Genomic DNA, 20,750 nt, shown 5'->3' with positions numbered 1-20,750 from the left:
GCGGCTTTTCCAGCCGACCAGCTCCTGCCGAATCCCGGCTTGATCGGCACTGACATGGCATTCACTTCGACCCTGAAAAACATTGCCGGAAAAGTTCCGGAAGATAGTGCCTACAATAATGCTTGCGAGCACCTCCGCGACGAACTACAGCGCGTCGATCTGCTTATCCGCCGCCATCTGGCGCGACATGACACCGGTGGGGAGCCGGGTCTGCCGGAGCGGTTCCGGGGTCTGGTCATCACCGGTGACGAGATTGCCTCGATCCTGGCCCGGCCACCGGCATATTGCGACCCTTGCGCCAGCGGCCGGGCGGATGGCCTTGAGCTGGATACGGAACTCCGCAGCCATGAAGCGCTGATCGCGTCACGGGTAGCGGCGTCGGCGCGGCAGGGGATCGACCTGCCGTTATGCCGGCTTGCCGCAGCATTCGGACTTTCCAGCCTTGAAACCTGCGCCCTTACGATCTGCATCGCTCCCGAGATCGATGCCCGTTACGAAAGGCTCTACGCCTACCTGCACGACGATGTGACCAGGAAGCTCCCCACTCCGGGGCTGATAATCGACCTGCTTGCTGTCTCCGCCGAGGAGAGGGGCACGGCGCGCCTCACCTTTGGCCTTGATTCCCCCCTGTTCCACCAGCGGCTGCTCTCCTGTGCCGCTACCTCAGAAGAAACCCCGTTACTGTCCCGGCCACTCAGGATCGATGAGCGGATCAGCTGTTTCCTGCTCGGCTCGGAAGCTATTGATAGCCGGATTGCGCCGTTCGCGGCCATGCACACCGACCTGGATCGCGATCTGATCACCCTTGCCGAAGCCGACCAGCAGCGGTTGCTGAAATTTGGCCGGCGCTATTCCGAGCGGCATCAGGGGGAAGGGGTGCTGTTCTGTTTCCACGGCCCCGCCGGCACCGGCCGTAAGGCGATGGCCGGCGAGATCTGCCAGCATCTCGGGGTGCCGCTCCTGATGGTCGCCATCGGTGAACTCGACCATGATGCCTCTGCCTTCCGGGAAGGGGTGGACCGGATTGTCAGGGAGGCGCTGCTGCAAAACGCAGGGCTCTGCCTGCACAGCGGCGACGAACTGCTCAATGATCGCGACGACCGGCACCGGCTGCAGTATCTTGCCCGGCAGCTGGTCCGTTTCCCCCGGCCGGTGTTCATCGTCGCTGCGGCGTCGGTGCGGCCGGGCAGCCTTTTCCGTGGGGCGCACCTTCTGTCCGTGGCGTTCCCGGTCCCGGACCTGCGCCAGAGGAAAGAGTTCTGGGAGCGGGAAGGTGGCCTGGGGCTCCGGGTGGCCGCCGGGGTCGATTTCGGCGCGCTGGCCGGCAGGTTCGGCTTCACCCCCGGACAGATCAGGGATGCGGTGGCTGCTGCCGAGGACCTTAGCCGCTGGCAACACCCCGAATCCCCGCAGATCACCGAAGACGACCTCTATGCCGCGAGCCGCGACCATTCCAACCCGAAACTGAGCGAACTGGCCCGCAAGATCGTACCCAGGTCCGGGTGGGACGACCTGGTTCTGCCGCCGGACCGGATCGCGCAGCTGGCAGAGCTGTGCCGTCATTCCAGGTACCGTCATATCGTCTATGGCGAATGGGGGTTCGACCAAAAGCTGTCGTATGGCAAGGGGCTGAGCGCGCTTTTCACCGGCCCCCCCGGCACCGGCAAGACCATGGCAGCCGAGGTGATCGCCATTGATCTACGGCTGGAGCTGTACAAGATCGACCTGTCGCAGGTGGTGAGCAAGTATATCGGCGAGACCGAGAAAAACCTGGACCGGATCTTCAGCGAGGCGGCCACCGGCAATGCCATCCTCTTTTTCGACGAGGCCGACGCCCTGTTCGGCAAGCGCTCCGAGGTCAAGGACGCGCATGACCGTTACGCCAACATCGAGACCGGTTATCTGCTGCAGAAGATGGAGGAGTATGAAGGGATCGCCATCCTGGCGACCAATCTCAGGGGGAACATGGACGAGGCGTTTGTCCGGAGAATACATTTTATCGTCGAGTTTCCATTCCCGCAGGAGCGGGAGCGGCAGGCCATCTGGGAAAAGATCTGGCCTGAGGCAACGCCGCTTGATGCCCGGCTCGATATGGGTCTGCTTGCCCGGCGATTCGAGATCGCGGGGGGGTAACATCCGCAATATCGCCCTGGCCGCTGCTTTCCTGGCAGCGGGTGATGGGGGGCCGGTTGCCATGAGGCACCTGATGCAGGCAACCCGCCGGGAATACCAGAAGATCGGCAAGATCGTCGGCGATGACGACTTTGACGGGCATGACGGCTAAGTCGGGTGACCGGCCAAGGAGGTAGTCATGACAAGAAATTACAGCAGCAAGCTCGCAGATCAGGCCATTCCCGGGCAGAGCCAGGTTTCCGCAGACAGTACCCGTTCTACGGGATCGTCCCATTCCTTTGCGCAGGTGCAGCGTGCTGTCGAGGACCCGTTGTGCGCCTCTGCATCCGCCATTCTCAATCTGCAACGGATAGCCGGCAATCGCGCTGTTGCCGGGCTGATACAGGCAAAGCTTGCGGTAACTCCTCCGGGGGACCGTCTGGAGCAGGAAGCCGATAGCGTGGCGAACAGCGTAACCGGTTCGGCCGCAGAGGTCACAGGCACCATTGCCACCGCGATCCAGCGTTTTGAAGATGAAGAGGTGTTGCAGGGCAACCGGATGGATTCGGCTCAGGACCTGGCAACGGAGCCGGCGAGCGAGGCGGGTGCAGAAGTCAGCAATCAGACCGAGAGCCGGATCAATGCCTCCAAGGGTAGCGGCAGCCGGTTGCCCGATGGCGTCCGCTCGTACATGGAGCCACGTTTCGGCGTTGATTTCAGCGGCGTCAGGCTGCACACCGACAGCGATGCCGCGCTGATGAACCGCGAGCTTGCTTCCCAGGCGTTTACCCATGGCAGCGACATTTACATGGGCGAGGGGAAATTCAGCCCCAACACCGGGGCGGGACGCTGGTTGCTTGCCCATGAACTCACCCATGTCGTGCAGCAGGAAGGGGCGGCGTTGCTCGCCCAGTCTCCGGATACCCTCCAGCGGAACGGGGTAACGTTCCCGACCTACAACGATATCGTTGCGGACAATACCATCAGAACCGAGGCCGACAATGCCTGGCGTGACACCAAAGCCGCTAACACCGCCCAGGACCGTAGGGAGCAGGCGTTCTGGATCCGATGGAATTCCGATACCGGCGCCTTTTCCGCTGCCGGGCACTCCGTTGGGCCGAGGGTAAACAACTCGCCGCCGGCAGGTGCTTCGGTAACTTTTTCTGCCAAGCCGGCGGACAGCGGCAGCACCTATACAGTCGGGATGTTCCACACCCATACCCCTACCGTGAGCTGGGCAGCCGGTTATCAGCGCAATGTCGGTCCGTCGACGGTCGATACGACGGTGCATAACGCTCAGCGCCTGCCGGGGGTAGTGTACGACTACACCGGCACCGGGGGAAGAGTTGCGTCGGGGCATCCACTGCATTCGGCAGCAAGGTTGTGGGATTGCGGCCCTGCCAGACGGTCGTGAACCTTCAACAGCCTTTTAGGCAAGCGGGAGAGTTATGAAACCGTTGACCGAAGAGCAAGCAATTGAGATTGCGCGGCAGGCAGTTGATGGGACTTTCAGTCCCGATGAACTGGCTCGGATTGAAGTTTCGCTGGAAGACAACCGGTATGTTGTGAAGTTCGTCCTGGCCCTTCCGCCGCTTACCGTCGGTTCCGGTTTTGTCCAGGTGACGCTGGATGCCGATTCCGGCGCTGTTTTGGAGCGATTGAGAGACGCCGACTGAGACTGCGGAGATACGATGCTGGACGACCTCGACAAAACCCTGCAGGAACTTCTGAAGAACGGGCTGCCGCCCGGCGTGGCGAGCCAGGTGGCCATAAGCTTTGCGCCGCCCGACAACAGTTTTCCGCCGTCGGCGGTGGCGCTGCCTGCTATCGACCTGTTTCTGTACGATGTCAGGGAGAACCGGGAGCTTCGGGACCAGGAATGGTACCTGGAGCGGCGCAGCGACGGTACCGGTAGCAAAAGGCCGCCGCCGGTCCGGGTGGACTGCTCGTACCTGATCACGGCCTGGCCCTCCGGCGCGTCAAGTACCCCTGCATTTGACGAGCACCGGCTCCTGGGGGAGGTAATGAAGGTGCTGCTGCGACATCCGGTGCTCCCCGAGGCGGTCCTGCAGGGCGCGCTTCATGGGCAGGAGCCCTCATTGCCGGCAGTGACGCTCCAGCCCGGCCAGCTGCAAAGCATGGGTGAGTTCTGGCAGGCGCTCGGCGGCAAACCGAAGGCAGCCCTGAATTATACCGTTACAATCGGCGTTGCGCCGCATCCGCCGGAAGAGACCGGGCCGCTGGTCATTGACAAGGTGCTCAAGTTCAGACAGGGGGTTGAGGAGGGATAACTTATGTCAGAGTGGGAGATCACCAGACATCAGGTGGCGATTGCGGGAAAGGTCACGGACAGCACGACCGGCAGGCCGCTTCCAGGGGCCAGGATCTCGGTTTCCGGCTTATGGGACACTTTGGAGCTGAATGCCGCTCTCGACGGGCATTTCCACGTTCTCGACCTGGAGAACGGCACCTACCATGTGGAGGCATCGATGCCCGGCAGTGGCTACGGCACCGGAATCAAGCAGGTGACCATTACGCGCAACAGCGAAGGAAAGATTCAGATGGCCGTGGCTGAATTGCAACTGGCTTGCGTGCATTAAACATACTGGCGAACAGGTCAAAATTCATCACAACAGGGAGGATACAATGGCTGATTATTTCGCACCAGGAGTCTACGTGGAAGAGGTTCCCTCCGCAGTCAAGCCGATTGCCGGAGTTGGCACGAGCACGGCCGGCTTTGTCGGGATTGCCCAGGATATCGTTGCCGCTGATATGCCGCTGAACCCGGGGGGCGGGAATTATACCCAGGCGACTGCCGGGGTGGCGCAGCCGATCAACGGCTGGGAGGAATTCCGGAAAAAGTTCGGCGATTTCTGCAGCGCTAACCAGTACCTGGCCCATGCGGTCTACGGCTTTTTCAATAACGGCGGCACCCGTTGCTGGGTAATCAGGGTGACATCGGTGGACGATGTCAGCGCTGGCGTCGACAAGTTCAACGAGATCGACGAAATCGCCATTGTCGCTGCGCCTCTGCCGCCGGACACCGATCAGGCGGCGCTGAACGCCGTGCATGCGAAACTGGTCTCCCATTGCCAGCTGCTGGAGGACCGGGTGGCGATCCTCGACTGCGCCCGTGATATTGCCAACGACAACCTGGTCATAAGTACCGACAATACCGGCATCTGGCGACCGTCGGCCAATCCCAAGGGTTACGGGGCGTTTTACTTCCCCTGGATTGAGGTCAGCGACCCTCTGGCGAGCGCGGGCACCAGGATCGCAGTGCCGCCGAGCGGCCACATGGCAGGGATCTATGCCCGGTCCGACGCCCAGCGCGGCGTCCACAAGGCCCCGGCCAACGAGGTGGTGATGGGGGCGCTCGGGTTGAAATACCGCGTCAGCAAGCCGCTGCAGGCGAGCCTCAACCCGGTCGCCATCAACTGCATCCGCGAATTCAACGGCACCATCAAGGTCTGGGGGGCGCGGACCCTGGCGTCGGACCCGAGCGGCGATCCGGAATGGAAATACATCAACGTCCGGCGGCTGATCAACTATATCCGCGAGTCGATCGACGAAGGGACCCAGTGGGTGGTGTTCGAGCCGAACGACATGGCGCTCTGGGCCAAGATCAACCGGAACGTCACCGCGTTCCTGACCAATGTCTGGCGCGCCGGGGCGCTCTTCGGCAGCACGCCGCAACAGGCATTCTACGTCAAGTGCGATAGCGAGACCAACCCGCAGGAGGTGCGCGACCTCGGCCAAGTGGTGACCGAGATCGGAGTGGCCGTGGTGAAGCCGGCAGAATTCGTTATCTTCAGAATCAGCCAGTGGGCCGGACCCAGTAAATAGGAGCGTCAATGCCGGGTCAGATATACAGGACACCTGGAGTTTATATCCATGAGCTGGCCGTAGCGCCGGCGCGGGAGCTGCGGACCGGGGTACCGCTGTTCATCGGGTATGCGGCTGACGGCGCGGCTCGTGAGCCGCTGGCAGTCAGCCGCTGGGACGAGTTTCGCCTCGCCTTCGGCGAGCCGGCACCCGACCGGTATCTCGGCTATAGCGTGCGCGGTTTTTTCGCCAACGGCGGCACCCTCTGCCATGTGTGCGCCATCGACCGCGGGGCGCCGGTTGCTCAGGCGCTGGAGACGCTTTTTACCTCGCTCGCCAAAGGGGAACTGCTTGCCAGGGTCGATCTGGTCTGCGTTCCCGAGATCCAGCTTTTTCCGGGCCAGGCAGTGGCGCTGCAGCAGCAACTGCTCGACTTCTGCCGTATCCGTGCCAAAGAGGCGGGAGGGTACCTGTTTGCGATCCTCGACTCCGGCAAGGGTGCCGATACGGAACAGGTGCTGCAGCAGCGGCGGGCGCTCACCGGTGATGACGGCGCGCTCTACTACCCCTGGATAAAGGTCGGCGACGGCCCGGTTGCCACCAACGGCTGCATCCCACCTTGCGGGCATATTGCCGGTATCTACTCTCGCAGCGACCAGATGTACGGGGTGCACAAGGCGCCGGCCAACGAGATCGTGGAAGAGGCGCTCGATCTGGAAACCGTTCTGAACGACCGTGATCAGGGGGAGCTGAACCTGGAAAACATCAGCTGCCTCCGTGCCTTTCCGGGGCGGGGGATCAGGGTCTGGGGGGCGCGGACCGTAAGCCGCGATCCCGCCTGGACCTATGTCAATGTCCGGAGGCTGTTTCTCTCCATCTGCCGTAATATCGAGGAGAAGATGGCGGAGCTGGTGTTCGAACCGAACGATGCCACGCTCTGGATGCGGATCAGGCGCGAGCTCAGCGGTTATCTCGGCGGACTGCACCGGAGCGGCGCGTTCCAGGGGGAGCAGCCGGAAGAGGCCTTTTTCGTCAAGTGCGACAGCGAGACCAACAGCAGCGAACTCCGCGACCAGGGGCTGCTGGTGGTGGTTATCGGGCTGGCAATGGCGGTCCCGGGTGAGTTCATCATCGTCAGGATCGTGCAGTCCGACGGCAGGGTGACCGTCACCCCGGATACCGGCCCGGTTCTCCCGGTGCCCCGGAAGGGTTCCGGGGACGGTTCGGATATCGCGATCGTCACGGTCTATCCCGACCCGCCGGGCGCAGACCTGGCCGGCGAGTTCGTGACGTTGCGGAACAAGGGGGAGGCTGCAGTGGAACTGACCGGCTGGATGCTGCGGGACCTTGCCGGCCACCGGTATGTCTTCCCGCAATACACCATTCACCCCGGCGCCGAGGTCAAGGTCTGGACCAAGCCGGGAGAAGATACCCTGAACGACCTGTACTGGGGGCATCGCGCCCCGCTCTGGAACAATACCGGCGACATCGCTTACCTGTACGATGCCCGGGAGCGGCTGACAAGCTGTTATGCCTATGAAGGGGCAGCCAGCAAAAAAACAACGCGGCGGCCGAAGCAAGGCTGACCGGTGAATTCAAGGAGGAGAGAATCATGGCAACTGGAGATCGCAAAGACCCGTTTCGCGCATACAACTTCCTGGTGGAGATCGACGGCATCACCCGGGCCGGCTTCAAAGAGTGTTCCGGGCTCGATTCCACCCAGGACCCGATCGAGTACCGTGATGGGGGAGATCCGATCCATTCACGCAAGCTCCCCGGCATGGTGAAGTTCTCCAACATCACCCTGAAGCGCGGCATTACCGACGACGCGGAGCTCTGGGCCTGGCGCAGGACCGCTATGGACGGCAAGGTCGAGCGGAAGAACGGCTCCATCATCCTGCTTGACGATACCGGCGCGGAAAAGCTCCGCTGGAACTTTGTCAACGCTTGGCCGAACAAGTGGACCGGCCCGACCTTCAACGCCTCCGGCAACGAGGTTGCCATCGAGTCGCTGGAAATCGCCCATGAAGGGGTAGCCAAGGCATGACGCTGCAGACCGAATTCGACTTTACCCTGCCGCGGGGATATGTGGATCAGGACGGCAACCTGCACCGGGACGGGAGCATGCGGCTGGCCACCGCATTTGACGAGATCGCGCCGATGAAAGACCCGCGGGTGCAGGCCAATCCCGCCTACCTGGTAATCATCCTGCTGTCTCGGGTGATTACGCGGCTCGGCACCCTCACCTCGCTCAATCCCAAGATGGTCGAGGGTCTGTTCTCGGCGGACCTCGCTTTTCTCCAGGATTTCTACCGGAGAATCAACGAGTACGGCACCAGCAGGATGTCGGTGGGGTGTCCGCACTGCGAAGGAAGGTTCGAGGTGGAGGTGAACGGCTCGGGGGAAGCATAGGCTACCCCCCGGAGCGGCTGGCCGGGGAGGTAGCCTATATCGCCTATCATTTCCACTGGCCGCATGATGAGATCATGGGGATGGAACACCACGAGCGGCAACGCTGGGTGGACGAGATCGCCGCGATAAACAGGCGGATAAACGATTCAACAGGATCGGTTTGGTAACCCCTGCTGTCCTCCCCTTAAGCTAAGGGGAGGGCCGAAACGCAGAAGACTCTTCCCCCCTCTTGGTTAAGAGGGGCGGGGGAGTTACAGGACTTCTACATGGCACTAGACAAACGGCGCGATCCATATCTCGGCTTCAATTTCCTGGTGGAGATCGAGGGGCTGGTTACAGCCGGTTTCCGGGAGGTCACCGGGCTCCAGGCCGAGGTGGAGGTGCACGACTACCGCGAGGGCGGGGTGAACGGCTACATCCACCGGCTGGCCGGTCCGGCGCGTTACCCGGCCAACCTGGTGCTGCGGCACGGCCTGACCGACGACCCGTCGCTTTGGCTCTGGCATCAGGATGTCCGGCGCGGAATAGTCAGGCGGCGGAACGTCACGATCATCCTGCTCGATACCGCCCGGATGCCGGTGCAGCACTGGCACCTGGAGCGGGCCTACCCGGCGCGCTGGGTAGGGCCTGAGCTGCGCGCCGATGCCAACACTGTGGCAGTGGAGGCGGTGGAATTAGTTCATTGCGGGTTCTATGGATAAAAACGAGACCACGACAACTGTTGCCAATGGTGAAGCTCCGCTGGAACGGGACGTAACCGGACGTTACGGACAGCTATCGCCGATCAGGCGTTTTGCTGATCTCATCGCCAGGGGAGAGAGCCGGTACAACCTCGCTTCGGAACGGGGTGGCCTGGCCTCCGAGATATTCGGCCGCTGGGGGCGCCAAGGGGACGGAGGCCGGGAGCAGCTGCCGTTTGTCGCGGGTTTCTCCCGCTCCGAGTCCGGGCCGGATGATGCCCCTGTGGCGGCTGAATCCGCTGCAGAGATCGGCAATGCGGCCCCTGTCCGGAATGCCGGACAGCTTCCGCAGCTACGGGCCAGGCAGGAGTCTGGCAGCACCGGCGGTAAAGAGTCACCGCTCTCTGCGGCGACCGTTGCCGGGAGCCCGGCGAGTCGATCGTCAGGCACGATCAAACGCGCTGACAGAGCCGCTCGGCCCGGTCAACTCCTCAGCGCTATTCCTGCGGCGGCCATCGTTTCCCGACCGGTTGCGGCAGTACCTGCATCTGGTGAAGCGGAGAGCGTTGTTTCCGGTGTTCCTGAGAGCCGTGTCGTTGCGGTCATCCCGGCAGAACATGCCGGTAACCGGCCATTATCGGCGTCTCCGGCCATGGCCGGGACAGCAGCCGGTGTAGATCCGGGAGTTGCCGGCTCCAATGATCCGGCAACCCGAGCCGAAAGGCCCGGTCGCTTGATTCCAGCGGTTACCCGGCTTTCCGAGGGGAGGGACGCAGTGGAACTGCCGGTGGCCGGTTCTCCTCTTTCCGCTCCGTCAAACCTTTCCAGCCGGCCGAGCCGGCCGGTGCTGCTCCGTAAGCTCCCGCCTGCAGGGGGTGCACCAACAGACTCGGGCAGCGGGAACCCGATTGCCAAGAGCGGGGAGACGCGAACGGTTGGCTCAGTCGAGCCCGGATCGGGGAGCCGGATGCCTGAATGGGGCGCATGCGCCGGGATCAGTCCCATGGCCGGGGCAACAGCGATACGGAGCGTTGAAGATCGCAACCCGGAACTTTCGACAATCCCCGGGCACGCCAGTGAGGCCGCGCCGGTTGTGCCTCTGCGGCGGCCGCATGCCCGATCAGCGGAGCAACCAGTGTTGTCCCTGCTGCCTCAGGCAATGCTGGCCGGTACATATCCCGGAAACGGCCGGGCGGATATCTCTGCCGTCCGGAGTGCAGCGGTCGATACGGCTGTTGCACCGCTGGCTCACCCAGTAGCCCGGCGCGCCACTGTCGCGGCATCGGGCGCAACTGCCAACAGGGTCATGTCGTATTTCCCGGAGCCGCAGGCACCGGCAGCAAATCCATTTTTCGCAGGCGGAGAGCCGCACTCTTCCGGGCAATTGGCGGAACAGCAACAGTTCGTTGCTACGGCCGGGACCATAGCGGCGGCTGACCCCACGCCGTCGCCACGGCCAACCGGGCTGTCGCGGGAAGAGCTGGCGCAGGTTGCGGACCAGGTGTACACGATTATCGAAGAGCGGCTGACCATCGAAAAAGAACGCAGAGGCCTGTAGATGAGACTGGAAAAGGCGACAATTCAGAAGATCATCGGCGCACCTGAGACCATCGAGGTGCTGTTCAATCCGAACGAGTACCGGCTCTCGGTCTCCAACCAGTTCGCCGAGATCGCCATCCCGGGGCTGGAAGCGCCGCCGATCCAGTATGTGCGGGGCAACAGCCGGACCCTGACCATGCAGCTCTTTTTCGATACCTATGAACAGGGGAGCGATGTCCGGGAGCATACCAACAGGATTGCGGCGTTGCTGGACACCGACCCCGAACTGCATGCGCCGCCGGTCTGCCTGTTCAGCTGGGGGACGTTCAATTTCCAGGGGGTGCTGGAGCGGGCCGAGCAGCGGTTCACGCTCTTCCTAGCGAGCGGCATCCCGGCGCGGGCCACGGTCGATGTCACCTTCAAGGAGTTCAGCGACACCGGGCTCCGGATGGCCAAGCACCGCTCGGCCAATTTCGACAAGCGTTACACGGTCCGGCGCGGCGACACCCTGGCCGCCATTGCCGCTAAGGAGTACGGCAACCCGAAGAACTGGCGTCCCATTGCCGAGGCGAACGGTATGGACGACCCCCTGGCGATCGAGCCCGGGCAGGTCCTGAGTATCCCGGCCATCGAGTAGGGGCGCAGCTTTATGTGCCCGGTTTATGATGGGATCAGGGCGCATCAAGCTGCGTCCATATAAAGGTTATGAATTCTATGCCCACACCACAACAATACGTCCCCGCATTCGTCATCAGGATCGGCGGCATTGAGCTGAGACACGGCTTCAATTTCGACGTGCTCTCGCTCTCGGTCACCGATTGTTGCAACCAGGGGGACTCCTTTGCCTTCACGGTCAGGGAGCGGCACCCGGAGCGGGGGCGGTTCCCGGCGGGCGGAACTCTGCAGTGGCTCGACAGCGGCACCTTTGAAGAGGGGAAAGAGGTCGAGATCGAGCTCGGTTACCTGGGGAACTGCGCCATGAGGTTCGTCGGCCAGATTACGGCTATCAACCCCACCTTTCCCGAAAGCGGCGTGCCGACCCTGGCGGTCCGCGGCCAGGGTCTGTACTGCAAGCTGCTGGTCCAGTGCGACGCCAGGCCGTTCCGGGAGCAGACCGACAGCGGCATTGCGCGGGAGATCGCCACCCTGCTCGGCCTCGATGCCAGGGTCGATGATACCAGGGCCGAGCACCGCCAGGTAACGTCCGGCACGGCCACCTATGCCGCGATCCTCCAGGAGCGGGCCACCCGGATCGGCTACGAGGTGGTGGTCAAGGAGCGGACCCTCTGCTTCGAGAAGCCGCGCTACCTGGTGGACCGCGGACCGCAGCTGACCCTCGAATGGGGGCGGAGTCTCAGGTCATTTTCCCCGACACTCTCCACCTACCGGAAGCTGACCCATGTCCGGGTGCGGGCCTCGCAGACCACCCTGGGACGGGGGAAAGAGCCGCTGGTGCATACTGCGGGACCGGGGGACGAGCGGGCCAGGCTCGGCTCCGAGAGCGCATCGGAGATCGCCATGAGGCTCTGCGGCGAGAACCGGCTGCTGGCCGAAGACCATCTGGCCGCGTCCCAGGAGGAGGCGATGGCGGTGGCGGTTGCCAAGCTTGAGGCGAGTTCCATTGAGTTCATCAGCGGCCGGGGTGTCTGCATCGGCAATCCGGAGCTCCGGGCCAGGAGCGTGATCGAGCTGAAAGGGCTCGGCGCCAATTTCAGCGGCTGTTATTACGTCACCTCGGTAACCCACACCATCGACGGGACCGGGTATCGCTGCGATTTCGAAGTCAAGAGGAACGGACGATGAGCATCGGCGACCTGATGACCGGAACCGGGCCGGAACAGGGACGGCGCTACGGCGTCGTCACCGGGATCGTGAACGATATCTCCGATCCGGAGAACCTCGGCCGGGTCAAGGTCGAGATCCCGTCTGTTGGCGATGTGGCGGAATCGCTCTCCAACTGGGCCCGGATCGCCACCATGTCGGCCGGCGCAGGGCGGGGGAGCTTCTTCATCCCCGAGGTGGGTGACGAGGTGCTGGTCGCCTTCGAGCACGGCGACCCCAACCGGCCGTTCGTGATCGGAATGCTCTGGAACAGCAGCGACACCCCGCCCGAGACCATGGACGGAGCGGGGAAGAACAACCTGCGCACCATCAAATCGCGCAGCGGCCATATCATCACCATGGACGACAGCAAAGACGACCAGAAGGCCAAGATAACGATCAAGAGCCAGGGCGGCCATGAAATCGTCCTGGACGATGCCGCTAACAAGGGGAAGATCGAGCTGAAGAGCAATGGCGGCCACAAGGTGACCCTGGACGACGACGGCAAGAAGATCACGATCTGCGATTCCGGGGGAAACAAGCTGGAACTGGACGCGGGGAGCAATGCCCTTACGGTCAGCAGTGGCGGCAATACCGACCAGACCGTGGGGGGCAACCTGAACATCACCGTTACCGGCACCGTGACCCTGTCGGCGCCGTCCGGGATCACCCTTGACAGCAGCAGCGTGAAACTGGGGACCGGCGCGTCGCTGGCCCTGGTCAACGAGACGATGCTCACGGCATTCAACACCCATTTTCATCTGGGCAACCTCGGCGCGCCCACGTCGCCACCGACCGTCCCGGCGATTCCGGGGGTGCAGAGCACCATCATGACCAAGGGGGCCTGACCATGGGGAGCAAGTTCCTCGGTACCGGCTGGAAATTTCCGGTCACACCCGACACCAACAATGAGATCGCGCTGGCAGCCGAAGAGGATTCGATCGCCGATTCGATCCGGATCATCCTCGCCACCTCCCCGGGCGAACGGGTGATGCGGCCGGATTTCGGCTGCGGCATCCACGACTTTCTCTTTGCCCCGAACAATGTCCGGACCGCCGGGCTGATCCGTTTCCATGTGGAGGAGTCGCTACGGCGCTGGGAGCCGCGCATCGACCTCGAAGAGGTGGCAGCTGGTCCGGCGCCGGACGATCCGGCAGTGATCCTGCTCAGCATCACCTACCGGGTCAAGGCCACTGACAGCCGGTTCAACATGGTCTACCCGTTTTACCTGGAGCGGGGAACAGCGCTATGACCGGCACCGCGCCACGCATATATGGCCGAACGCCGGAAGAGATCGTCGCCTTCCTGCAGAATGAGCTGGCGAAAGGAGGATGGCAACCGCAGGGAGTGACTCCCGGCGTGGGCGAAGGGATGACGCGGCTGTTCGGCCGGCTGGCCGAGCTGGTCATCGCCCGGCTCAACCAGGCGTCCGAGAACCATTTCCGCGCCTTTCTGGAGAGTGCCGGGGTCGATCTGCTGGCGCCGCAGCCCGCCGGCTGCGAGGTCACCTTTTATCCGGTCAAGGATGCGCCGTCCCTGCTCCGGGTCCCGAGCGGCACCCAGGTCGCCGCAAAACGGAGCGGCACCCGGCCGGAGGTCGTTTTCGAGACCGGCCGCGACCTGAATGTCATCAAAGGGGGGTTGGCAAGCTGCATCGTGGTCGATCCGGTGCGAATCACCGAACTGAGCGGCGACGAGGCGACCCTGGCCCCTGAATCGTTCGCCGTCTGCCAGGGGGATAGCGAGCGGCCGCGGCTGCTCTATTTCGGCGATGACGGGCTGTTCGATTTCCCCGACGACCCGAGCCGCGCCAACGGTACCGTGGTCTTCGATCTTCTCCTGGACGCGCCCGGCAGGCCGGATCTCGACGGCTGGTCGCTGCAGTGGCTCTATTTCGACGGCAAACAGTGGCGCGACCTGGTCGATGACGGCGGGGCGATCATTGCCGATGGCACCAATGCCTTGTCCCGGAATGGCCGGATCATGTTCAGCAACCTGCCGAAGATGGCCAAATTCCCGTTGGACAAGGAGACCGGCGCCTGGCTTGCCTGCTCCCTGACCGGCGGCACGGGCCGGAACTCACTGCCGTCGGTGCAAAGGATCAGCGCCGGCCGGGAGATCGTGATCCCGAACTCGCCCCTCAAGCCGGTGGATACGGTGTTCAGCGCCATCCACAGCGGCGCGGCCTTTATCCCGATGGAGCCGGAGGGTGAGTTTTTCCCGCTGGGGCAGCGGCCGGGCCGGCTCGATTCCTTCTACCTGAAGTGCGACGAGGCGTTCGCAAAGAAAGGGGCCGAGGTTGCGATCACCTTCGACATCTCCGGGGTCCCGCTGTCGGCAATCGGCCAGGAGCTGAACGAGCTTCGGATCGCCTGGGAATACTGCTCTGCCGACGGCTGGATCAGGATCGGCGAGAGCAGCAGGGCAGGGCTCCTGCATTCGCTGTCAGGTTTCGGAGACGAGAGCCGCGGCTTTACCGCCACCGGCAAGGGGGTGACGGTCAGCTTCACGGTCCCTGCCAGCGATGACCGGGCCTGCCCGGTCTGGGCCAAGAGCAGCGTTGCCGATCTGGAGGGGTTCTGGCTCCGGGCCAGGGTCACGGCCGGGGGGTACGGTACCGACCCGTCCGGGGACACGGTCTGGAGCGCTCCGGCAGTACTCGCCCCGAGCATCGGCAACCTGAAACTATCCTACGGCGGCTTCAGCAGCTCTAATGCATTGCGGCCGCTTGTCAGTGTCTGTGGTTCGCTGGACCGGCGTCTGGAGCGCCATTCGTTTGCGAGCGGCACGGTTCCGTTCCGTCCGTTCAGCGGCCCGAGCGATTTTCCGGCTATCTACTTAGGCTTCAGCGCTCCCTTTCCGAAGAACGAATGGATCCAGATCCTGCTCGATGTGGACGAGGAGCGAAACGGAGACCGGGATTTTCCCCTCATGATCTGGGAATACCGGAGCTCTGAAACAGGTGAATGGCGGCCGCTCCCTGCCTCGGACGAGAGCGCGGGCTTTACCCGGCGGGGTTATCTCGGGTTCAATGGGCCGCCGGACCTGGGCGTTAGCCTGGAATTCGGCCGGGAGCTTTGCTGGCTGCGCGCCAGGGCGCACGTAGAGCTGCCGGTTGCCGTTGCCCCGCCGGGGCAGACCGTGACGCCGGGGATCGCTAACGAGGCGCAGGTTAGCCTCGATGCCTCCGGTTCGCACGCGACGGACGGAGAACGGATCGCCAGGTATCACTGGCAGCTGCTACCGCACCAGGCCGAGGCCGGTGCGGACGTGCAGGTCGCCACTTCGGGGAGCGAGGCACAGGTTGAGCTCGACGCTTCGGCAACCGCGGCTGTAAGCGGTCGCGATCCGGTCAGATACTTCTGGCGCCTGGTCTCCTCCAGCAGGCTGATCGCCCGGACCGGGGGGGACCTGGTGGTACAGGCGGCCGATGGCGAGGCAAAGCTGACCATCGACTGCTCCGGTTCAGTCGATACCGGTGGCGCCGCGATCAGCAAGTACATCCTCCGGAAGGTGATGCCGGAAACCGTCGCCCCCCTGCCGACCCCTTACCTACACGGGATCAGGTGCAATACAGTGCCCGCGGTCAACGGGGTGAGCGTTGCCGAAGAGCTGCTCGGTTCCGGGAACGGCAAGAAGGACGGAATCTTCACCCTTGGCCGGCAGCCGGTACTGCCGGAACTGCAGATCTACGTCCGGGAGAGCGATTCTCCCCCTGCCACCGAGCTGGCGCAGCTGGTCCGGAAGCAGGCGCTGGCCGGCATGGATCCATCCCGGCAGTTCCCCCTCACCATGGCTGCGGAACAGGGTGTCTGGGTGCTCTGGCAGCGGGTGGATAACTTTTTCAGTTCAACTCCGGGAGACCGGCACTATCTCCTGGACCAGATCACCGGGCAGGTGCGGTTCGGCGACGGGGTCCGGGGGATGATCCCCCCAATTGGCCGGGACAATATCAAGGCTGCCTGGTACCGCAGCCACCAGGGCGCGATTGGCAACGTGGCCGCGGGTGAGGTCACCATGGTCCGCAACCCTGCCGGCCCGTTGGCCGGGGTGAAGCGGGTCGCCAACCTTGAGGATGCGGTTGCTGGCGGTGACGAGGAATCGGTGGCCCAGGTCCGCGCCCGCGGCCCCCGAACCATCAAGCACCGGGGGCGGGCGGTGACGATCGAGGATTATGCCTGGATGGCGAGGGATGCCGGCCGCGAGGTGGCCGCGGCCTGGTGCCTCCCCACGCGCGACCCGGACGGCAAGGGATGCGAAGGGTGGGTAACGGTGGTGATCGTTCCGGCCAGCACCGGGCCGCGACCTTACCCGCGGCCGCCGCTCCTGCGCCATGTCCGGCAATACCTGGAAGAACGGTCGCTGCTAAACCTCGGCAGCGAGCGGCATATCCTGGTCACCGGCCCGCGGTACATAGAGGCGCGGGTCTCTGCCCGGATCGTGCCGCTTCTCCCCGAAAAGGGTGACGAGGTAAAGCTGGCCGCAATCAGCCGGCTGCAGGAGTTTCTGCACCCGCTCACCGGCGGCCCTGCCAGGAGCGGCTGGGAACTGGGGCGCGACCTCTATCTGTCCGAGGTCTATGCCGAGCTGGAGGCAGTGGCAGGGGTCGATCATGTGGTCGATCTCAGCCTGGACGGCTCGATCCAGCAGTTCGAAGTGGAGCTGTTGGCGCGGCAGGTTGTGGCGCACAGCGCAGCAGCGGGGAGCAGGGTCGGGACCCTTGACGACCGGTACCGGCTGGTGCTGGCCGATCCGATCTCGCCGCAAGCCGGAACCGTGACCATATCGCTCTATGGCCTGAGGGTCGGCGAGACGGTAAATATTGTCGACAGCGCCAACCGGAATCTCGTTGAGGCGATAACGGTTACCGGGCTTAGCGAGGACAACGCCAGCGTGACCCTGCGGATAGCGTTTCATATGACCGAAAACCTCCCCCCGGCCGACTCGCTGGCGCTGCTCTCCCTGGACGGTTCGGTACGGCTGCCGCTGACCGGCTGGCTGGAGTCGGAAGGAGGCACCGTTGCCAGGACCATTACCCTGCAGCCCGGCATAGACCGGCTCTGCATCGTGACCGGCGGAGAGCGGTATCCAGAGTTCGAATTCATGAAGGTCCTGTCCGCGGCGCGGCGGCGCGACCGGATTTCCATTCCCGACGGGCACCTCGCCTGCTCGGGCAGCCATGAAATAGAGATGGTCCTGGGAGACTGATCCGATGGCAATACCATCCATAAACCTGGACAACCGGACATTCGACGACCTGGTGGCGGAGCTGCGGGGGCTGATCCCCAGGCATGCGCCGGACTGGACCAACCACAACGCCTCTGACCCGGGCATTACCCTGCTGGAGCTGTTTTGCTGGGTGGGAGAGGGGTTGATCTACCGGACCAACCGGATCCCGGAGTCGAGCCGCCGCCGGTTCCTGGAGCTGCTCGGCACTGAAGTGACCGGGACGCTGGACGACGCGGTCGCTGCAACCGTCCGGTCCCTGCAGTCCCCCTGGCGTGCGGTCACAACCGCTGATTTCGAGACCCTGGTGCTTACCGCATTCCCCCTGGTCGCCCGGGCGTGCTGCCTGGCGGACCGGGCGCTCGACCGGTCCGGCCCGGACGAGGAGCGGACCGGCCATGTCAGCGTCATCGTCGTGCCGCATCCGGATAGCGGCGCTATGGCCCCTGCTCCGGCGCTGCTGGATGAGGTCTACCGGTTTCTTGACGAGCGGCGGCTGATCACCTGTTGCCACCATGTCGTGGGTCCGGCATTCACGCCGGTCGCGCTTTCGGCAACCGTGGTCTGCAGTGCGGCGCTGAGCCTGGTAACCGTGCGGGAACGGGTTCTGGCGGCCCTGCGCGACTTCTTTGCCCCGGTTGCCGTGGCCCCGGACGGTGGTGTCATTGGCTGGGAGTTCGGCCATCCGGTGTACGAATCCGAGCTGTACGCCATGATCGAGGGGGTGGCCGGCGTCGATCACCTGGAAAAGCTCGCCCTGCTGCAGACGTCTGCTGATGGGTGGCAGGCGGCCGGCCGGATGATCGCCATCCCGCTCAACAGCCTGGTCAGCTTCGACGAGGGAGCCAGCAGCATCGAGGTTGCCTCGGTGACGCAGGTGCTGCCATGAGCGACCGCTATCTGAAATTCCTGCTTGATCACCTCCCGGCCATTTACCGGGAAGACCCCTGGCTGGAGCAGTTTCTCCGCCCGTTCAGCGATGTCTTCAGCGGCTTTGAGCAGCTGCTGGCCGGGATCGACCGGTTCTGCATCCCGTTGAACCCTGTTGATCCGGCCTACCAGGCCGATCCGGAGTTCCTCCCCTGGCTGGCCGGGTGGCTGGCGCTGGAACTGGACGAGGAGTGGGACGAGCAGAAGCGGCGCGAGGTGATCAGCCGCGCCGTGGAGCTGTACCGGTTGCGCGGCACGGTCAAAGGGCTGAAGGAGTATCTGAAGATCTACACCGGTCATTCCCCGGAGATCCAGGAGTGCGCCTGGCCCAGCGGGATGCAGATCGGCGTCGCTTCCATGATCGGCGGGTTCGATCCACCGGCCGGGTTTGCCTCGTTCGCAGCCGAACGGCAAGGGCTGGCGAAGTCCGACTGGTACCTGGTCACGGAGTTTGCGACCAATACCGAATACCTGTACGCCGCCGATCTGGTGGAACGGGTCGATGCGGATATCGATCTGGGGCGGGTCACAATCTTTCACAAGCAGCCGGGCGACTACAGCTTCACCCAGACCCTGCACGAGAGCGCCACGGTCACCCGCCGCGACGGGCTGGCCGATACGATCTACGATCTGACCGGCATCCCGTATGGCGGCACGGAAACCGAGGCCGGGGTCTATTGCGGGGATACGGTGCTGATCGAGGACGAGAGGGAAATCCCGTACCGGTTCATCGTCGATCTGACCGTACCTTCGGCGGTACTGGAACAGGTGCGGGTGGAGAAGATCAAGGGGATCATCGACCTCGAAAAGCCGGCCCACACCCTGTATTACCTGCGGCTGAACACGGAAGAGAACCGGGGAGTCCTCTCCCCGATGCAGATAGCGATACGTTCGACCATCGGAATAGAAACGATTCTGGGATGATCACCGGAAGGGGAGAATTATGACCGACTTCACTGAATTCAAGCGGATGAACTACTTCAAGGGGTTTTTCACCACGGCTGACGACTGGAAGGTGGAACAGGGGTATCACCGCGAAAAACTCCGGCTGCATAACCGGGGGCTCCATACTCCGGGCGTGATCCGGGGAGTTGCTTCCGGCCTGCGGGTCCGCGCCGCCGGGGGGCTGAACCTTGAGGTGCTGCCGGGATCGGCAGTGGATGGCGACGGCAACGAGCTGTATCTGGCGCAACCGAGGCTGCTCGCCGTGACAGCGCCTGTTGCCGCGAGTCGGGTGGTTTATGTCGCCATCAGGTATTTCGAGGCCGAGGAAGAGCGGGTGGTCAACACCGCAATGCCCGAATACAGCGGCTTCAAGCGGATCAAGGAGGCGCCGGAGCTTTTTCTCTCCGAAAGCAGGCCCGATAACCTGCTGGAAATCGAGCTGGCAAGGGTCGATCTGCAGCCCGGGGTGACCGTCATCAGCGACCCGGCAGACCCGGCAGCTCCGGCTGTAAACCAGGTCGATCTCCGTTATGTCCAGTATGCCGGTGCTGTGGCTGGCGCGGCTTCCGGTAAGCTGACCCCGGATCTGCAGGAGCGCTTGGTGCAGCTGATGGGACGGACCCGCAAGGATTTCGCGGCCCTCAGCCTTCGCTTCCAGTCTCCTTCTGCAAACGATGTCCGCCAGGCAGCGATCACCATCGAGATGCTGGCCCGGGCCGGGCTGCTCGGCGATGGGGAGCTGGCCGGGCTGGTTGCCTCGCTGGCCGATGCCGAGCGCGACACCGGCCAGGAGGTCGGCAGCGTCTATACCGGTTTGGCCGGGACCAGGGAGTGGCAGGATTACAGCGACAGCGTCGTCCGCCTGCAGGACGCCGTCGAGAGCGGCCTGGCCGCCGATATCCTCACCCGGCAGGACGAGGTCGCGGAGGCGGCGCGGGAGCTGTCCGAGGTGGTTCTGATCCTGCCGCTGGCTGTGGCCGGCGGCGGAGAGACCGTGGCCGTTACCGGCGAGGAAGGGATCGTCAGTCTCGATGCCTCAACATCGCACGGCTTCGGTGGCCGGACCATCGCCCTCTACCAATGGGACCTGAAGGAGAGCATCGCCGCGCCGGTTGCCAATGCCGGAACCGGCGCCACCATCAGCACCAACAACGACGAGACCCCGATTCTGCTCGACGCCTCCGGAGCAAAGGCGTCGGCCGGGGCGGTGATAACCAAATACATCTGGGACAAGAAATAGTGGCACAGCCAAAGTCGATC

Annotated in this window: 21 protein-coding genes; all 21 read left to right on the top strand. The window is 63.7% G+C overall.

Annotated elements, in window-relative coordinates; all coding sequences use genetic code 11:
* The first annotated feature begins 54 nt into the window (after window positions 1-54).
* Complete coding sequence (locus OR1_RS12065) at window positions 55-2,133, top strand: AAA family ATPase (RefSeq protein ID WP_052440419.1); 2,079 nt, start codon at window positions 55-57, stop codon at window positions 2,131-2,133.
* On the top strand, window positions 2,102-2,284 hold the full coding sequence (locus OR1_RS22040; protein WP_152609880.1) for a hypothetical protein: 183 nt from the start codon (window positions 2,102-2,104) through the stop codon (window positions 2,282-2,284). The genes OR1_RS12065 and OR1_RS22040 overlap by 32 nt, the downstream gene beginning before the upstream one ends.
* Window positions 2,285-2,311: 27 nt before the next feature.
* On the top strand, window positions 2,312-3,526 hold the full coding sequence (locus OR1_RS20875; protein ID WP_052440418.1) for a DUF4157 domain-containing protein: 1,215 nt from the start codon (window positions 2,312-2,314) through the stop codon (window positions 3,524-3,526).
* A 34-nt stretch (window positions 3,527-3,560) separates the two neighbouring features.
* Complete coding sequence (locus OR1_RS12055; RefSeq protein ID WP_041972110.1) at window positions 3,561-3,788, top strand: PepSY domain-containing protein; 228 nt, start codon at window positions 3,561-3,563, stop codon at window positions 3,786-3,788.
* 15 nt (window positions 3,789-3,803) lie between these two features.
* A complete protein-coding gene (locus OR1_RS12050; protein ID WP_041972109.1) occupies window positions 3,804-4,403 on the top strand; it encodes a DUF4255 domain-containing protein in 600 nt (199 codons plus the stop codon).
* Window positions 4,404-4,406: 3 nt separating this feature from the next.
* Window positions 4,407-4,712: a carboxypeptidase regulatory-like domain-containing protein gene (locus tag OR1_RS12045; protein WP_041972108.1), complete on the top strand. Its 306-nt coding sequence runs from the start codon at window positions 4,407-4,409 to the stop codon at window positions 4,710-4,712.
* Between the two features lie 46 nt (window positions 4,713-4,758).
* On the top strand, window positions 4,759-5,958 hold the full coding sequence (locus tag OR1_RS12040; protein WP_041972107.1) for a phage tail sheath C-terminal domain-containing protein: 1,200 nt from the start codon (window positions 4,759-4,761) through the stop codon (window positions 5,956-5,958).
* 8 nt (window positions 5,959-5,966) lie between these two features.
* Window positions 5,967-7,523: a lamin tail domain-containing protein gene (locus OR1_RS12035; RefSeq protein WP_052440417.1), complete on the top strand. Its 1,557-nt coding sequence runs from the start codon at window positions 5,967-5,969 to the stop codon at window positions 7,521-7,523.
* A 26-nt stretch (window positions 7,524-7,549) separates the two neighbouring features.
* The gene (locus OR1_RS12030; protein ID WP_041972106.1) at window positions 7,550-7,984 is read left to right on the top strand and encodes a phage tail protein; all 435 of its coding nucleotides are present in this window, start codon (window positions 7,550-7,552) and stop codon (window positions 7,982-7,984) included.
* Entirely contained in the window at window positions 7,981-8,349 is a 369-nt protein-coding gene (locus tag OR1_RS12025; protein WP_041972105.1) for a hypothetical protein, read from the top strand. Before OR1_RS12030 ends, OR1_RS12025 begins: the two co-directional genes overlap by 4 nt.
* Complete coding sequence (locus tag OR1_RS21630) at window positions 8,346-8,516, top strand: DUF6760 family protein (RefSeq protein WP_370543357.1); 171 nt, start codon at window positions 8,346-8,348, stop codon at window positions 8,514-8,516. Before OR1_RS12025 ends, OR1_RS21630 begins: the two co-directional genes overlap by 4 nt.
* A 99-nt stretch (window positions 8,517-8,615) precedes the next feature.
* Window positions 8,616-9,050: a phage tail protein gene (locus OR1_RS12020; RefSeq protein ID WP_041972104.1), complete on the top strand. Its 435-nt coding sequence runs from the start codon at window positions 8,616-8,618 to the stop codon at window positions 9,048-9,050.
* Complete coding sequence (locus OR1_RS12015; protein WP_041972103.1) at window positions 9,043-10,587, top strand: hypothetical protein; 1,545 nt, start codon at window positions 9,043-9,045, stop codon at window positions 10,585-10,587. The genes OR1_RS12020 and OR1_RS12015 overlap by 8 nt, the downstream gene beginning before the upstream one ends.
* Window positions 10,588-11,205, top strand: coding sequence for a LysM peptidoglycan-binding domain-containing protein (locus tag OR1_RS12010; RefSeq protein ID WP_041972102.1), 618 nt, complete (start codon window positions 10,588-10,590; stop codon window positions 11,203-11,205).
* Window positions 11,206-11,282: 77 nt separating this feature from the next.
* Window positions 11,283-12,371 carry a phage late control D family protein gene (locus OR1_RS12005; protein ID WP_041972101.1) on the top strand — a complete coding sequence of 363 codons (1,089 nt, stop codon included), beginning with the start codon at window positions 11,283-11,285 and terminating at the stop codon, window positions 12,369-12,371.
* A complete protein-coding gene (locus OR1_RS12000) occupies window positions 12,368-13,237 on the top strand; it encodes a phage baseplate assembly protein V (RefSeq protein ID WP_052440416.1) in 870 nt (289 codons plus the stop codon). The genes OR1_RS12005 and OR1_RS12000 overlap by 4 nt, the downstream gene beginning before the upstream one ends.
* Before the next feature lie 2 nt (window positions 13,238-13,239).
* Complete coding sequence (locus tag OR1_RS11995) at window positions 13,240-13,641, top strand: GPW/gp25 family protein (protein WP_041972100.1); 402 nt, start codon at window positions 13,240-13,242, stop codon at window positions 13,639-13,641.
* Window positions 13,638-17,597, top strand: a complete 3,960-nt coding sequence (locus OR1_RS11990; RefSeq protein ID WP_041972099.1) for a putative baseplate assembly protein — start codon at window positions 13,638-13,640, stop codon at window positions 17,595-17,597. The genes OR1_RS11995 and OR1_RS11990 overlap by 4 nt, the downstream gene beginning before the upstream one ends.
* Before the next feature lie 4 nt (window positions 17,598-17,601).
* On the top strand, window positions 17,602-18,504 hold the full coding sequence (locus OR1_RS11985) for a baseplate J/gp47 family protein (RefSeq protein ID WP_041972098.1): 903 nt from the start codon (window positions 17,602-17,604) through the stop codon (window positions 18,502-18,504).
* Complete coding sequence (locus OR1_RS20870; RefSeq protein ID WP_052440415.1) at window positions 18,501-19,469, top strand: phage tail protein; 969 nt, start codon at window positions 18,501-18,503, stop codon at window positions 19,467-19,469. The genes OR1_RS11985 and OR1_RS20870 overlap by 4 nt, the downstream gene beginning before the upstream one ends.
* A 19-nt stretch (window positions 19,470-19,488) precedes the next feature.
* Complete coding sequence (locus OR1_RS11975; protein WP_041972097.1) at window positions 19,489-20,730, top strand: hypothetical protein; 1,242 nt, start codon at window positions 19,489-19,491, stop codon at window positions 20,728-20,730.
* Window positions 20,731-20,750 lie beyond the last annotated feature (20 nt).

Source organism: Geobacter sp. OR-1, from assembly GCF_000813145.1.
Classification (GTDB): domain Bacteria; phylum Desulfobacterota; class Desulfuromonadia; order Geobacterales; family DSM-12255; genus Geoanaerobacter.
This window is presented reverse-complemented; position numbering and strand designations above follow the sequence as displayed.